The sequence below is a fragment of the Halomonas almeriensis genome (genome assembly GCF_030409235.1).
Classification (GTDB): domain Bacteria; phylum Pseudomonadota; class Gammaproteobacteria; order Pseudomonadales; family Halomonadaceae; genus Halomonas; species Halomonas almeriensis.
In genome coordinates this window covers 1-12,750 of sequence record NZ_JAUFPO010000017.1, presented here as the reverse complement: position 1 = coordinate 12,750, position 12,750 = coordinate 1, and the positions used below count along the sequence as shown (strand labels likewise).

At 65.6% G+C, this 12,750-nt stretch carries 11 protein-coding genes, 1 tRNA gene and 1 pseudogene; 6 read left to right on the top strand and 7 right to left on the bottom strand.

Going from position 1 to position 12,750, the window contains the following annotated elements; translation table 11 throughout:
• The first annotated feature begins 34 nt into the window (after positions 1-34).
• Positions 35-835, top strand: a complete 801-nt coding sequence (locus QWY74_RS12520; RefSeq protein ID WP_264826994.1) for a creatininase family protein — start codon at positions 35-37, stop codon at positions 833-835.
• Here QWY74_RS12520 and ribA read toward each other — a convergent pair.
• Complete coding sequence (ribA, locus tag QWY74_RS12515) at positions 817-1,896, bottom strand: GTP cyclohydrolase II RibA (RefSeq protein ID WP_264826995.1); 1,080 nt, start codon at positions 1,894-1,896, stop codon at positions 817-819. The genes QWY74_RS12520 and ribA overlap by 19 nt on opposite strands.
• A gap of 86 nt (positions 1,897-1,982) precedes the next feature.
• Here ribA and QWY74_RS12510 point away from each other — a divergent pair, with 86 nt between their 5' ends.
• Positions 1,983-2,870, top strand: coding sequence for a RibD family protein (locus QWY74_RS12510; protein ID WP_353960327.1), 888 nt, complete (start codon positions 1,983-1,985; stop codon positions 2,868-2,870).
• Positions 2,871-2,963: 93 nt separating this feature from the next.
• Here QWY74_RS12510 and QWY74_RS12505 read toward each other — a convergent pair.
• From QWY74_RS12505 to QWY74_RS12485, 5 genes and pseudogenes are all read right to left on the bottom strand, one after another.
• Positions 2,964-3,878, bottom strand: a pseudogene (locus QWY74_RS12505) (lysylphosphatidylglycerol synthase transmembrane domain-containing protein); the annotation flags it as partial.
• The gene (locus QWY74_RS12500) at positions 3,871-4,758 is read right to left on the bottom strand and encodes a class I SAM-dependent methyltransferase (RefSeq protein ID WP_290314425.1); all 888 of its coding nucleotides are present in this window, start codon (positions 4,756-4,758) and stop codon (positions 3,871-3,873) included. The gene QWY74_RS12500 and the pseudogene QWY74_RS12505, both read right to left, overlap by 8 nt.
• Positions 4,751-5,833, bottom strand: coding sequence for a glycosyltransferase family 4 protein (locus tag QWY74_RS12495; protein ID WP_290314424.1), 1,083 nt, complete (start codon positions 5,831-5,833; stop codon positions 4,751-4,753). The genes QWY74_RS12500 and QWY74_RS12495 overlap by 8 nt, the downstream gene beginning before the upstream one ends.
• Complete coding sequence (locus QWY74_RS12490) at positions 5,833-6,243, bottom strand: 6-pyruvoyl trahydropterin synthase family protein (RefSeq protein WP_290314423.1); 411 nt, start codon at positions 6,241-6,243, stop codon at positions 5,833-5,835. Before QWY74_RS12490 ends, QWY74_RS12495 begins: the two co-directional genes overlap by 1 nt.
• Positions 6,231-7,253 carry a zinc-dependent alcohol dehydrogenase gene (locus QWY74_RS12485; RefSeq protein ID WP_290314422.1) on the bottom strand — a complete coding sequence of 341 codons (1,023 nt, stop codon included), beginning with the start codon at positions 7,251-7,253 and terminating at the stop codon, positions 6,231-6,233. Before QWY74_RS12485 ends, QWY74_RS12490 begins: the two co-directional genes overlap by 13 nt.
• A gap of 258 nt (positions 7,254-7,511) precedes the next feature.
• On the opposite strand from QWY74_RS12485, the gene QWY74_RS12480 reads away from it, so the two are divergent.
• From QWY74_RS12480 to QWY74_RS12465, 4 genes are all read left to right on the top strand, one after another.
• Positions 7,512-8,243, top strand: coding sequence for a CDP-alcohol phosphatidyltransferase family protein (locus QWY74_RS12480; protein WP_264827002.1), 732 nt, complete (start codon positions 7,512-7,514; stop codon positions 8,241-8,243).
• A 50-nt stretch (positions 8,244-8,293) separates the two neighbouring features.
• Complete coding sequence (locus QWY74_RS12475; protein WP_264827004.1) at positions 8,294-8,926, top strand: YceI family protein; 633 nt, start codon at positions 8,294-8,296, stop codon at positions 8,924-8,926.
• A gap of 252 nt (positions 8,927-9,178) precedes the next feature.
• Complete coding sequence (locus tag QWY74_RS12470) at positions 9,179-10,636, top strand: mannose-1-phosphate guanylyltransferase/mannose-6-phosphate isomerase (RefSeq protein WP_290314421.1); 1,458 nt, start codon at positions 9,179-9,181, stop codon at positions 10,634-10,636.
• 130 nt (positions 10,637-10,766) lie between these two features.
• Positions 10,767-12,446, top strand: a complete 1,680-nt coding sequence (locus tag QWY74_RS12465) for a mechanosensitive ion channel family protein (protein ID WP_290314420.1) — start codon at positions 10,767-10,769, stop codon at positions 12,444-12,446.
• A gap of 181 nt (positions 12,447-12,627) precedes the next feature.
• On the opposite strand, the gene QWY74_RS12460 is transcribed toward QWY74_RS12465, so the two are convergent.
• Positions 12,628-12,704, bottom strand: a tRNA-Arg gene (locus QWY74_RS12460).
• Between the last annotated feature and the right edge of the window lie 46 nt (positions 12,705-12,750).

Genomic DNA, 12,750 nt, shown 5'->3' with positions numbered 1-12,750 from the left:
AGCATCGCCCACCGTCAGGAGGACTGTCAGCGACATGGCCATTCATCACTGGGAGACGCTGCATGCGCCGGATATCCCGGCACTGATCGACGATAGCAGCGTCGCCATCATGGTCCTGGGGGCCATCGAACAACATGGCGCCCACCTGCCCTTGTCGACGGATCGCGACATCGGAGAAGGGCTGCTTGCCGCCATGCTGGAGCGAACCTCGCCCGAACAGTCGGTCTTCGTCATGCCCAGCCTGCAGGTGGGCGCCAGCGAGGAGCACCTTGGCTTTCCCGGCACCCTCTCGCTGCCTGCCCCCGTGGCTCAGGCCACCATCGAGGCCATCGGCGACGGCCTGGCGGCCAGCGGTATTCGGCGACTGATGCTGCTCAACAGCCACGGTGGCAATCAGGCCATCATGCAGCAGGCAGGGCTGACCCTGAGGCGCCGCCACGGCATGCTGGTGGTCAAGGCGCCCTACATGAAGATTGCCCTGCCCGAGGGCTGGCTGCCGCCGCAGGAGCTGGCGCACGGGCTGCATGGTGGCGCCCTGGAAACCGCCATGATGCGACACCTGCATCCGCAACGGGTCAACACCCGGGCGATGGGGCACCCGCCTTCGGTGGGCGAGCGGCTGGCCAGCGAGCAGACCCGCTTGGGCCCGGAAGGCATTGCCTCCTTCGCCTGGCTGGCCCAGGACCTTCACCCGGACGGCGTCGTGGGGGATGCCGGACTCGGCAGCGCCGCTTTGGGCGAGCGGCTCATCAACCATTATGCCGGGGCGCTGGCGAAAACCCTGGAAGACGCAGCTCGACTGGATATCCGTCACTTTCAAGCCGAGTCATCCTGATCGAGGATGGATTCCAGCCAGTGACCGGACCGCCCGGCCTTGGTGGTCAAATAGGCGCGGTTCTGCTCGGTCACCCGACCGTAGACGGCCTGCCGCTTGGCTACCTCGATACCCGCCTCGGTCAATGCCGCCAGCTTGCGCGGATTGTTGGTGAGCAGTTGCACACGCTGAATATCAAGATTCTCCAGCATGGCCACGGCCGGGGCATAGCAGCGTTCATCATGACCGAAGCCCAGACAGGCATCCGCATCGAGCGTGTCCAGCCCGGCTTCCTGCAGGCCGATGGCACGCAGCTTGTTGGCCATGCCGATGTCGCGCCCTTCCTGATCAAGGTAAAGCAGGACGCCGCCGCCCAGGGCATGGATATCGCGCACGGCATTGCGCAGTTGCTCGCCGCAGTCGCAGAGCAGGCTGGCGAATAGATCGCCGGTCAGACAGGCCGAATGCAGCCGAATGGGCACCGCTGCCGGCCAGGCGTGCGGATCGCCGATGATCACCGCCAGATGCTCGCGCATGCCATCCGCCTCGCGGAAGAGAATGAAGCGGGTCACCTCCGCATCGGCCAGCGGCACCCGGGCCTCGCTGATGCGGGTCACGGCACGTCCCAGGTTGGCCAACGCCAACTCCGCCTCGCCGGCGTCGAGCGCCAGAAGGGTGCCCGCCGCCACCATAGGCTGCACCTCATCCTCGGCCGCGGGCGTCACCATCAGCGCCGCCGGCATCAATTGCCCCCGGCGCAGCATGCCCAGGGCCACGCGCTCGGCCGAGGTGGCCGGCAGCATGGCCTCATGGGGCGGCACCTCGCCTTCGGCCAGCGTCTCGGGCAGCGCCTGTGCGCTCAACAACAGCGTGACGATATCGCTGGGGGCCTGATAACCGGCAGCCGCCAGGCGATGCTGGGTCACCACCAGCCGAGGCTGAGCGCCGCGCTCGAAAAGTGTCGCCAACTCCCCCTCGTGATGCCCTTCCAGCGGTCGCACCAGTCGGTCGCCATCGGCACCGGTGATCAGAACCGGTACGCCGCGACGCAAGTCAAAGATGGCTCGTTCAAGTTGATACATGACGCTTTCCTCGTGTCGGTGGTACCTGCCCTGTGCTGCCTGCTGTCAGGTGCGTGGCCCGGTTGTACCGGGCGCGCATTGGCCGCATGATGTGGCGGCCTGTTGTGATGGAGCCTGCCATGTCATCAATGTCCGATTCTTACGCTGGAGCCTGCTGGCAGGCACTGCTTCGGGCGCGTGACCATGACTGGTCGAGCGGGCCACTGAGGGTGGCGCTCGCCCCGGGGCAACTGACCCTCCACGCCGATGGTCGCTGGCATGCCGAACCCGGCCTGGCCGGCGCCGATGCCGAAACGCTGGATGCCCTGCTGCCGCTTCTCTGCCCGCCCACAGGCTGTGTCATCGGCCAACTGGGGCAGAGCCTGGATGGCCGCATTGCCACACCCAGCGGACACTCGCACTACATCAACGGCCTCGAGGCACGCGGGCACCTGCATCGCTTGCGTGCCCTGGTCGACGCCGTGGTCGTCGGCGCCGGTACCGTGGCGGCGGACGACCCCGCGCTGACGGTGCGCCACGTCGAAGGCCCCCAGCCGCTGAGGGTGGTCCTCGACCCCGCCGGGCGGCTCGGCGACCATTACTGCCTGTTCACCGATGGGCAGGCGCCCACCTGGCAACTGGTCGGCACCCACATTTCGAAACCTGCGCCCCTGACCGGCGGGCGCTGCGAACGTCGTGCGGTACTGCCCCGGACGAATGACCACGCCTTTCCTGAAGCCGTCATCACGCATTTGCGCGCGGCAGGCTATCGCCGCATTCTCATCGAGGGCGGCAGCACCACCCTGTCGCGCTTTCTCGACGCCGATGCCCTGGATCGACTGCATCTGCTGGTGGCGCCATTGCTGATCGGTTCCGGCAAGCCCGGCCTCGAACTGCCCGCCATCGAGACGCTTGAGAGCGCGCGGCGCCCGCCCTGTCGGCGTTTCTCGCTGGGCGACGACAGTCTCTTCGACCTTGACCTGAGAGCCGTCTGACAGCCGCGCCTTCGACGTGCCGGAACGCCCGCCACGAGGCGCCAGCAAGGCGGCCAGCAGCACCAGCACGCCGGGCAGGCTGGAGAGCAGCACCAAAAGACCATAGGCCAGTGACACCGCCACCCCATCGGCGGCCGAGAGTCCCACCAGCGGCCATACCAGGGCCGCGGCCCCCTCGCGCCAGCCCCAGCCCGCCAGACTCAGCGGCATGACCATGGCCAGCAACAGCAGCGGCGCCAGGGCCAGCAGCGTGAGCGAGTCCGTCTCGATACCGATGGCCCGGGCGGCACACAGCATGACCAGGGCATAACTGAGCACCGTGGCCAGCGAGACCAGCAGATGCAGCGCCAGCCGTCGCGGCCTCAGCAGGCTCTGCCGCACATCCTGCCAGGCACCTGCCAGCACGGCGGGGCGCACCTGGCCCCGCCAACGGCGTGCCCCACCCATGGCCAGCCCCGCTAGCCCCGTCAGCACCATCAACAGCACCATTAACAGCACCACCAAGCTGATCAGATGGTCGCTCAGCAGTTGCCCCAGCTGACCACGCAGCGACTGCCAGATCGGCAGCACCGCCAGGCTGGAGAGCACGATCACCGCCAGCGCCAGCTGACCCGAGACACGTTCAATGATGACTGCTCGAAGCGCCTGCTGGCGGCGCCGATCTCCCCAGGCCTCGCCCGTGCGCCGGGCATGTCGCCAAGCGCGTGCCACATCGCCCGCCACGCCACCCGGCAGCACTTGGTTGAGAAAGGTGGCCAGATAATATTCCTGCCAGGCGCGCCAGGGGCTCATCGGCAGGTCCAGGCAGCGCAGGGTGAACCACCAGCGCCAGGCCGACATGGCCACCTGCGGCAGCGAGATCAACAGGCCGGCGACAATCCAGCCCGTCTCGAGCGTCGCGAAGCGCTCGCTGACCCGGCTGCCATCAACCAGCCAGCAGACTAGGGCGACCGCCGACAGAGCCAGCCCCCAGCGCCCCAACAGCCAGAGCCCGCGACGCCTAGCCATGAGCGGCTCCCCACGTCGCCGGCAGCGCCAGCAGGTCACGATGCCCGACCCGAATCACCAGCTCGCCCCGTTGCCAGCTGGCCCGCCGTGCCGCATGCCAGTGCCGCACCGTTTCCATGGCGTGCGGCTCTTGCTCGCTCACGGCATCCCGCCAGCCCTCGAGCAGGGCCTCGCCCAGCGCCAGGTCGCGTGGTGCTTCCAGCCGCCAGGGGCTCTCGGCCACCTCTACCCGATAACCATTGGCCCGCAGCGCCGTCGCCATGGCCTCGGGTGCCTGGCCGCCCAGGGCGGTGCCGGCTCCCTTGTCGGAGGCCTGATGGGCGCGATAGTGGCGGCGCATCCACTGGTCTTCGCGGCGCCGTCGTGCGGCCTCCTCCGGCTGCGCGGCTGTCGTCTCCAGCCACCAGTCACCGTCCACACTCAGGGCGATCAGCACGGCGGCCTGCCGTGTGGCGACGGCGGCAGCCAGCGTCTCGACCCAGGACTGCGACACCAGGTCGAGCAATGCCGAGGCAGTGACCAGGTCCACGCCGTCCAGCCAGGCGTCCAGCACCTGCGGCGCCTGGCTCCAGCGCCCCATATCGTCCAGGCGCGTCATCACCTCCAGGGGTTCGCCGGTGGGCGGCAGCGCATCCCGGGCGCGCTCCAGCAAGTCGGCGTCATGATCCAGGAGAGTCCACTGCTGGGGCAGCGACAGGCGCGGCGCCAGGTATCGCAGGTTGCTGCCGCTGCCGGCGCCCAGGTCGAGCACTGTGACGGGGCGCCGGCGGTCTGCCAGCCAGGCGCAGAGGGCCTGATTCAGGTGGTCAACTCGCGAACGCGCATCGACCGGCTCACGCAGCGCCAGCCAGTCAGCAGCGAAGTAACTGCCGTCACTCATTACCGGCTCCCGGCATGGTGGATGCCAGGCTCAAGGCACCGGCAAACCGCGTGACCACCGTGTCCCAGCTCACCAGCGACGCCCGCGCCTCAATCGCGGCACGGCGCCGGGGCTCACGCGCCTCGTCGCACCACCACTGGTCAAGGGCCGCGGCGAAGGCGCCACTGTCCCCGGGCTCGACCCGCCAGCTCGCCGCGGCCGGCACGGTATCGCGCAGGGCACCCCCGAGGGTGGCGACCAGCGGCAAGCCATGCGCCAGCGCTTCTGTCACCACCATGCCGTAGCCTTCATACCAGGACGGCACCAGCACCAGGTCGCTTTGCTGGTAGGCCTCGGCCAGCGCATGCTCATCAAGGCTGCCGGAAAGCGTCACCCGCTCCTCGAGACCCAGCGCCGCTATCCGCTCGCGAATCGCGTGCCCATGCGATACATCCCGCCGGTCATCCCCGATGCATTCCAGATGCCAGTCGCGGTGACGCAAGGCGGCCAGCGCCTCGAGCAGCATCAGGTGGCCCTTGCGCGGCGTCAGGGTGGCCACACACAACAGGCGCGGCGCCTGTGAGGCCGCGGCCGGCCAGGCCGACTCGGCCGGCGGCGCCGCCTCGACACCGGGCTCGACAATGGTGATCGGCGTGGCATCAACCCCCAGCTCGGCCAGGCGTCGTGCCGTGAACGGACTGGTCACGACGATCCGCTGCAGGCGGTTGAGGATCTGCGCCTCGCGACTCAGCAGCTGCTCGCTGAGCGACGAAGCCAGGCCGGCCTCATCACCCAGCGGATGGTGGACCAGGCCCGTGATGTCCAGGCGCTCGGCATGCGGAGCAGCCACCTCCCCCAGATTGCCCAGTGCCAGACCATCGATGACCACCGCATGGCCGTCGGGCAAGGCGGCCAGGGCTTCATCAAGGGACTGGCGGGCCAGGTCATCACCCTCGGGAAATTGCCCCGCCAGCTCATGCACACCGACCTGCCAGCCACGCTCACGCAGCCCATCGACCAAGCGTGCATCATACCGATAGCCCCCCGTGGCCTGACGCAACGAGCCCGGCACCATGAAGGCCAGACGCGAGATCATCACGCCGGCACCTCGAGCGGCGCTTCATAGCTCGCCCAGGCGATGTGCGACTCGTGAAGCGTCACCTTCATGGCACTCAATGCCCGGGCCCCTTCACCCAGGCGCCCGTCGTGGATGGCTGCCGCCATGCGCTGAAAGACCGCCTGAGACATGAACTCGGTGGTGGTATTGCGCCCCGCGAAGGCGTCGTGATCATCCAGGTTGGTCAGGGTGAGCCCCTTCAGCACCTCGCCGAGGGTCTCGCTGGCCAGGCCGATATCCACTACCAGGTCATGCTCATCAAGCGTCGGCCGGTAGAAACTGACATCCACGACATAGGTGGCGCCGTGCAGCTTCTGCGCCGGCCCGAATACCTCACTGTTGAAACTGTGGGCGATCATCATGTGATCGCGAACCGTCAGGCTGAACATCGGTTACTCCTTTGATGGGGCACTTCACCCTCGGCCCCGGGGCCATAGCGAACGACCTGGCAGAGCGTATCGCCACCAGGCGAGGTGATATCAGGCATCCTGCTAGGCAGGTCTTCGAAGGGGCAGTCAGGCTCCAGCAGCGCCTCGTAACGGGGATCGCACAGCAGCCGCAAGGCCAGCGCCATGCGCCGCCCGCCACCCCAGCGTACGGCACGATCTCCCCGCAGATGACCGACCTGGGAGGCCTGCAATGCCAAGCGGCGTGAATGGAACGCCTGCCCCAACGGCACGCTGACCTCCTGGGTGCCATACCAGCTCAGCTCGACGACCCGGGCTTCGTTGCCGGCCAGCGCCAGGGCCTGCTGGAGCCCTTCAGCACTGCCGCTGACATGAAACACCAGATCACATTCGGTGGGTGCTGCCGCGGGCTCGCAGAAGGTCACGCCGAGAGCCCTGGCCAGCGCCGCACGCTGCGGATTGGTGTCGATCAGGCTGACCTCGGCGCCGGGAATCCCGGCCGCCAGTGCGGCGACCAGAGAGCCCACCACACCGGCCCCGATGATGGCGATACGATCGCCGACCATCGGCGCCGCATCCCAGAGGGCATTGACCGCGGTCTCCATGTTGGCGCCCAGCACCCCCCGCCGCGCCGGCAGACCATCGGGCAGCGGCACCACGGCGGAAGCCGGCACCACATAACGATCCTGGTGAGGGAAGAGACAGAACACATCACGCCCTTGAAGGTCCGGCGGACCCTGCTGGACACGACCGACATTGGCGTAGCCGTACTTGAGTTCCGCGTTGAACTCGCCCTGCTGAAAGGGAGCGCGCATGCGTTGAAACTCGGATGAGGGTATCCGGCCATGAAACACCTGGGACTCGGTGCCACGGCTGACCGCGCTGAAGCGGGTCTCGACCAGTACTTCGTCAGCCTGCGGCGCGGCCAGCGCCTGCTGACGCAGCTCGCCGCGCGGGCCGGGAACCCGCCAGAACGCCCTCGCCTGCAACATTTGCCCGTACTCCCTGTCTGACGTATCGATGCGCGGCCTTTACCGGAATGACCGCCTTGAAACTATACAGATCATGTACAAAGTCATCAGACAGCCCTGGCGCATCAGATGTTTCATGACCACACTCATCACTATATTCAGGGTCAGGCCAGGATGTCACGGCCGCGGGACCGGACCTCGACCATGGCAGCATACTCGAGCCTGCCTCGACAGCTTGCGCTCGACGTACAAGATTGGTGAAAGGAGCGATCCGGCGACATGCCTCAAACCGAGCAGCTAACAACCCGGCGGATATGGCCGGACCTGGCCCTGGGCATGGCGCTGGCAACCGCCATCAGTCTGGCGCTGTGGCCTCACCATCAGGCCCCGCAGGTGCTGGGCGCGGCGGTGCTGGCACAACTGGCGCTCAGCGTCCTGATACTGAGCGCATGGCGTGGTGAACTGCCCAACTTTGGCTGGGCCAATCGCGTGACCCTGTTGCGCGCCGCCATGATCACCGCCTTGGCCGGCATCGCCCTGACGCCCCTGTTTCGCCAGGCCGGCTGGGAGGGAACGCTCTGGCCCCTGAGCCTGCTCGCGCTGCTGGCACTGCTGCTCGATGGAGTGGATGGCTGGGTCGCACGCCGCACGCGCAGCCTGACACGCTTCGGGGCACGCTTCGACATGGAGCTCGATGCCTTCCTGATGCTGCTGCTGTGCGTGGCCCTGATCACCCATGACAAGGCCGGCCCCTGGGTACTGGCGCTCGGCGGCATGCGCTATGCCTTCGTCGCCGCCGGCGCTCGCTGGGCCTGGCTCCGGGCTCCCTTGCCGGAAAGCCTGCGCCGCAAGACCATCTGCGTCATTCAGGTGGGCGCCTTGATCATCGCCTGCACGCCCTTCACACCACCCGCGCTCGCCACTCCCATGCTGGCTATCGCACTCATCCTGCTGAGCGGCTCCTTCCTGCGCGATATCCTCTGGCTTTACCACCAGGCGCGAGGCACCTGAGCCACAGAGCCCCCGCCCCAACCGGCGCCCTGCGCGCCCCAGGAGATCCCATGCACCTCGTCACGCCACTACCCAGTCTGCGCCGCGATTGCCGCATCCCAACCATCTGCGTGATGGCCGTGCTGCTGGCCATACCCACCAGCGGCGCCGCCGAGCCCCGGACCTACCGGATCGACCCCGACCATTTCGCGGTGAGCTTCAGCGTGGCCCACGTTGGCTATGCCGATGTGCTGGGCCAGTTTCTCGAAGCCAGCGGCGAATTCGTGTACGACGAATCAAGCCAGGAGCTCATTTCCGGCTCGGCCACCATCGACGCCGCCAGTGTCTTCACCAACCATGAAGCCCGCGATGCCCATGTCCGTGATGACGACTTCCTCGACACCGAGGCGTTTCCCACCATCGCGTTTGTCGCCGAGAGCCTGACGGATATCGAGAACCAGCAGGGCACGCTGAACGGGCAATTGACGCTGCTCGGCCAGACCCGACCGGTCAGCCTCGACGTGACCCTCAACAAGGCCGCGCCCTACCCCTTCGGCCATGAAAAGCACACCCTGGGCATCTCGGCGACCACCACCCTCGAGCGCAGCCAGTGGGGCATGGACTACGCCGTCGACAACGGCCTGGTCGGCGATGAGGTCGACATCCGCCTCGAGTTCGAGGCCATTCGCCAACCTCCCGATTGACGCAGCAGGCCGCCATGACAGTGTTCAGGCGAAAGCGGCTCTGATTAACCTCTTTTGCAGTGCTCGGCACAAGCGTCGCGGCCTGGTGCTCGGGGTCGGCATGCTGGCGGGCGAGAGCCTCGCCAATGAAGGCGCACGACGCAGGCGGATCCTCGAATTCTTACTGCAGCTCAACGACATTCATCGGTAAGCTGTCGGGAAGCGCACCACCCAGGCCATCCTGGGCTTTCCATCCTTAGCGGAGGCCACCACATGCATGTCGTCATCATCGCGGGCGGTTCCGGGTCCCGACTTTGGCCAATCTCACAAAAAGCGCACCCCAAGCCCTTCATGCGGCTGGATGGCGCCACCTCCCTGCTGCAACAGACCTATCGACGTGGCCAAGTCATCTGTGGTGAGGATGGCATGGAGAGTGTCACGACGGTCACGCATCGCGAACTGTTTTTTCGTACCGAGGATGAATACCAGGCCCTGGCGCCTCAGCAACCGCTGCACTACCTGCTGGAGCCCTGCGGACGCAACACTGCCCCTGCCATCTGCGCCGCCGCGCTGGAGCTCAAGCAACGCTATGGCGAAGACGCCATGCTGCTGGTGCTGCCTGCGGATCACCAGGTCAACGATGAACCTGCCTTTGCCGAGGCGGTGAAGCATGCTGCCGTGGCGGCGGCCGATGATCAGTTGGTGACCTTCGGTATCAAACCGACTCGCGCCGAGACCGGCTTCGGATATATCGAGATCCGTGAAGCCGTCCACCAGGCAGGATCGCCCATCCAGCCGGCACTGGGTTTCACCGAAAAGCCGGACCCGATCACGGCCGAACACTACCTGGCCAGTGGCCGATACTTCTGGAACTCGGGTATGTTCTGCTTTACCGCCGCAACGCTACTGGCAGAGCTGGCACAGCATGCCCCTGCCCTGCTGGAGCATACTCAGGCGGCCCTGGATGCTGCCCGCTACAGTGAGGGGGGAAAACACAGCGTGGCGCAACTCGATCCCGAGCTTTTTGCCGCCCTGGCCGGCGACTCCATCGATTGCGCTCTCATGGAGCACTCGTCGAAGCTAGCGGTCGTGCCCTGTGATATAGGCTGGAGCGATATCGGCTCCTGGCAGGCCATGGCGGAACTCACGCCTGCCGATGCGCGAGGCAACCGTGTCCAGGGTGACGTGGAAATGGAAGACACGAAGGACTGTTACATCCATAGCCACCATGCGCTGACCGCGACACTCGGCGTACAAGACCTGGTGATCGTGGATACGCCTGGGGCCCTCCTCGTGGCTCACCGGGATCGCAGCCAGGACGTCAAGCAACTTGCCGAGCGCCTGGCGTCCCATGACAGCCAACACCAGTGGCACCAAGGCAAGGTACACCGACCCTGGGGCACTTACACGGTCCTCGAGGAAGGACATCGCTTCAAGATCAAGCGCATCGAAGTCAAGCCCGGGGCCTCTCTATCGTTGCAGATGCATCATCATCGCAGTGAGCACTGGGTAGTCGTCAGCGGCACGGCAAGAGTCACCAATGAGGACAGTGACTTCCTCCTGCGGACCAATGAGTCTACCTATATTCCTGTCGGTTTCCGCCATCGCCTGGAAAACCCGGGTCTCATGCCCTTGGTGGTCATCGAGGTGCAGAGTGGTGACTACCTGGGGGAAGATGATATCCATCGCCTTGATGATGTCAGTGGCTCAGGCCTGCATTGCTTCACGTGAAACATATCCGAATCGATACTGGGGGGACAAACCCTCGCGAGTCGCTGGACGCGCCACCGGGCGGCTGGGATGATTCGTGTCACTAGCGGACGAATTCTCGGAACAGCCCGGTGAAACAGAGATGAAGCACATGGTTCGATGGCAGAAGTGGTTGATACTGGTCGTGCTCGTGCTGGCCAGTACCAGCATCGCCATGGCCCATGACGGCGCCAGTGAACAGGGCTGGTATAGCGTCGACGCCCTCAATAGCGGTCTCGGTCAGGCGCCGGAGCTGGTCGACCGGCGCACGCCACGTGAGGCCATGCGCACCTTTCGCAACCTCACCGAACAGGGCGAGTTCGAGGCCGCGGCGCATGTCTTGAACCTCAACGACCTTTCCCCGCCGCAACAGCGCAAACGCGGTGCCCAGCTCGCCGAACACCTGGCGACGATTCTGCAGCGCGGCAAGTGGTTGCAGATTTCCGAACTGCCCAGCCGCCAGGATGGCAGTGTCAGCGGCAGCACGGGCCAGGGCGCGCAAGCCCGGCCTGCGGGACGCACCATCGAGCTGGCATCCCTGGATACCCCGGACCACATGTACGACATCCGTCTGGGCCGCTACAAATCCGGTGATGCAAGCCCGGTATGGCTGGTCACCCCGGAAAGCGTGGCGGGTATTCCGGCGCTCTACGAAATCTACGGCCCACGCGAGTTTGAGAAGTACATCCCCGCCAGCATGAAGGACTCGCTGGGCGTACTGAAAATCTGGGAGTGGATCGCCCTGCCCCTGGTTCTGCTCGCGGTTGCCATGATCGGCAAAAGCGTTCACAGCCTGCTGGGCATCATCAAGCCGCTGATTCCCACCGGCTCACGCAGCATCTTTGTCGAACGCATCCGGGTGCCCATGGCGCTGATCGTGATGTCGCTGGTCACTCAGGGGGTACTCAATTATGTGGTGTCCTTCTCGGCGGCAGCGACCACGACCCTGAGAGTCCTGCTTTTTGCCGTACTCGCCTGGGGTGCCGGGGCGATGGCACTGCGTCTGGTCGATACCATCATGCTCAAGATGACACGACGCATCGTCGGCGATATCGATGACACCAAATCCCAGGACGACCGCAAGCTGCTCACCACGCTCTATGCCATTCGCCGGGTGGTCATCCTGGTCTCCGTCACCGTGGTGACCATCTATGTGCTCGGCCAGGTCCAGCTTTTCGAGTCACTGGGACTCTCGATCCTAGCCTCGGCGAGTGTGCTGGCCGTGCTGGTGGGTATTGCCGGCCAGGCCGTGCTCGGCAGTATCCTCTCGTCCTTTCAGCTTTCTCTGGCCAAGCCCGTGCGGGTGGGTGACCTGGTGTATTTCGAGGGTCAGTGGTGTCATGTCGAGGGCATATTCTTCACCTTCATACGCCTGAGGATCTGGAACGAGCGTCGCCTGGTCGTGCCGGTCATGTACTTTGCCTCCAAGCCGTTCGAGAACATGTCCGCCAAGGAGGCAAAGGAATACCGTTGTGTGGAGCTGACGCTGCACCTGAGCGCGGATATCGAGCAGATTCGCGAGAAGTTCGTCGAATTCGCCAAGGCGGAAGAGGATGTCATCGAGCACCACAAGCTGTTCTGCTGCGTCACGGCGCAGAACGCGCACTCGCAGGTCATCTCCTGCTACCTGATGGCCGCCAACCCGATTTCCAGCTGGATGGCCGAGGCCAACGTCAGGGAAAAACTGCTGACCTTCGTGCGCGATGAGCACCCGGAGTGGTGGCCGCGAGATGTGGTCGTGCTCAGCCGGCAGGATATCGCCCAGGGGCATGGGGCGGGGGAGCCGTCCTAACCAGTAACCATGCCCTCGGGGCCGGCGTCAGTTCTTCGACGACTCGCGGGATATGGCAGCCCCTGCCAGGCTTGTATCTCGCGGGCACATGGCATCACGCGTTGCAGACTGGCCTTGAGGTACAAATGGCGGGGCAGCAATAGAAAAGGGCCTGCGATTGCTCGCAAGCCCTTGATTTGTCTGGCGCGCCCTGAAGGATTCGAACCTTCGACCTTCGCCTCCGGAGGGCGACGCTCTATCCAGCTGAGCTAAGGGCGCGTGTTTCCAAATTGTCGGAGCCTTCAAAACTCCGCTCGCCGGCAGC

Excerpts from the sequence above, each read along its gene's own strand:
- QWY74_RS12470 (WP_290314421.1), top strand. The coding sequence starts at position 9,179 with ATGCATGTCGTCATCATCGCGGGCGGTTCCGGGTCCCGACTTTGGCCA.
- QWY74_RS12465 (WP_290314420.1), top strand. The coding sequence starts at position 10,767 with ATGGTTCGATGGCAGAAGTGGTTGATACTGGTCGTGCTCGTGCTGGCC.
- QWY74_RS12520 (WP_264826994.1), top strand. The coding sequence starts at position 35 with ATGGCCATTCATCACTGGGAGACGCTGCATGCGCCGGATATCCCGGCA.
- ribA (WP_264826995.1), bottom strand. The coding sequence starts at position 1,896 with ATGTATCAACTTGAACGAGCCATCTTTGACTTGCGTCGCGGCGTACCG.
- QWY74_RS12475 (WP_264827004.1), top strand. The coding sequence starts at position 8,294 with ATGCACCTCGTCACGCCACTACCCAGTCTGCGCCGCGATTGCCGCATC.
- QWY74_RS12490 (WP_290314423.1), bottom strand. The coding sequence starts at position 6,243 with ATGTTCAGCCTGACGGTTCGCGATCACATGATGATCGCCCACAGTTTC.
- QWY74_RS12500 (WP_290314425.1), bottom strand. The coding sequence starts at position 4,758 with ATGAGTGACGGCAGTTACTTCGCTGCTGACTGGCTGGCGCTGCGTGAG.
- QWY74_RS12495 (WP_290314424.1), bottom strand. The coding sequence starts at position 5,833 with ATGATCTCGCGTCTGGCCTTCATGGTGCCGGGCTCGTTGCGTCAGGCC.
- QWY74_RS12480 (WP_264827002.1), top strand. The coding sequence starts at position 7,512 with ATGCCTCAAACCGAGCAGCTAACAACCCGGCGGATATGGCCGGACCTG.
- QWY74_RS12510 (WP_353960327.1), top strand. The coding sequence starts at position 1,983 with ATGATGTGGCGGCCTGTTGTGATGGAGCCTGCCATGTCATCAATGTCC.
- QWY74_RS12485 (WP_290314422.1), bottom strand. The coding sequence starts at position 7,253 with ATGTTGCAGGCGAGGGCGTTCTGGCGGGTTCCCGGCCCGCGCGGCGAG.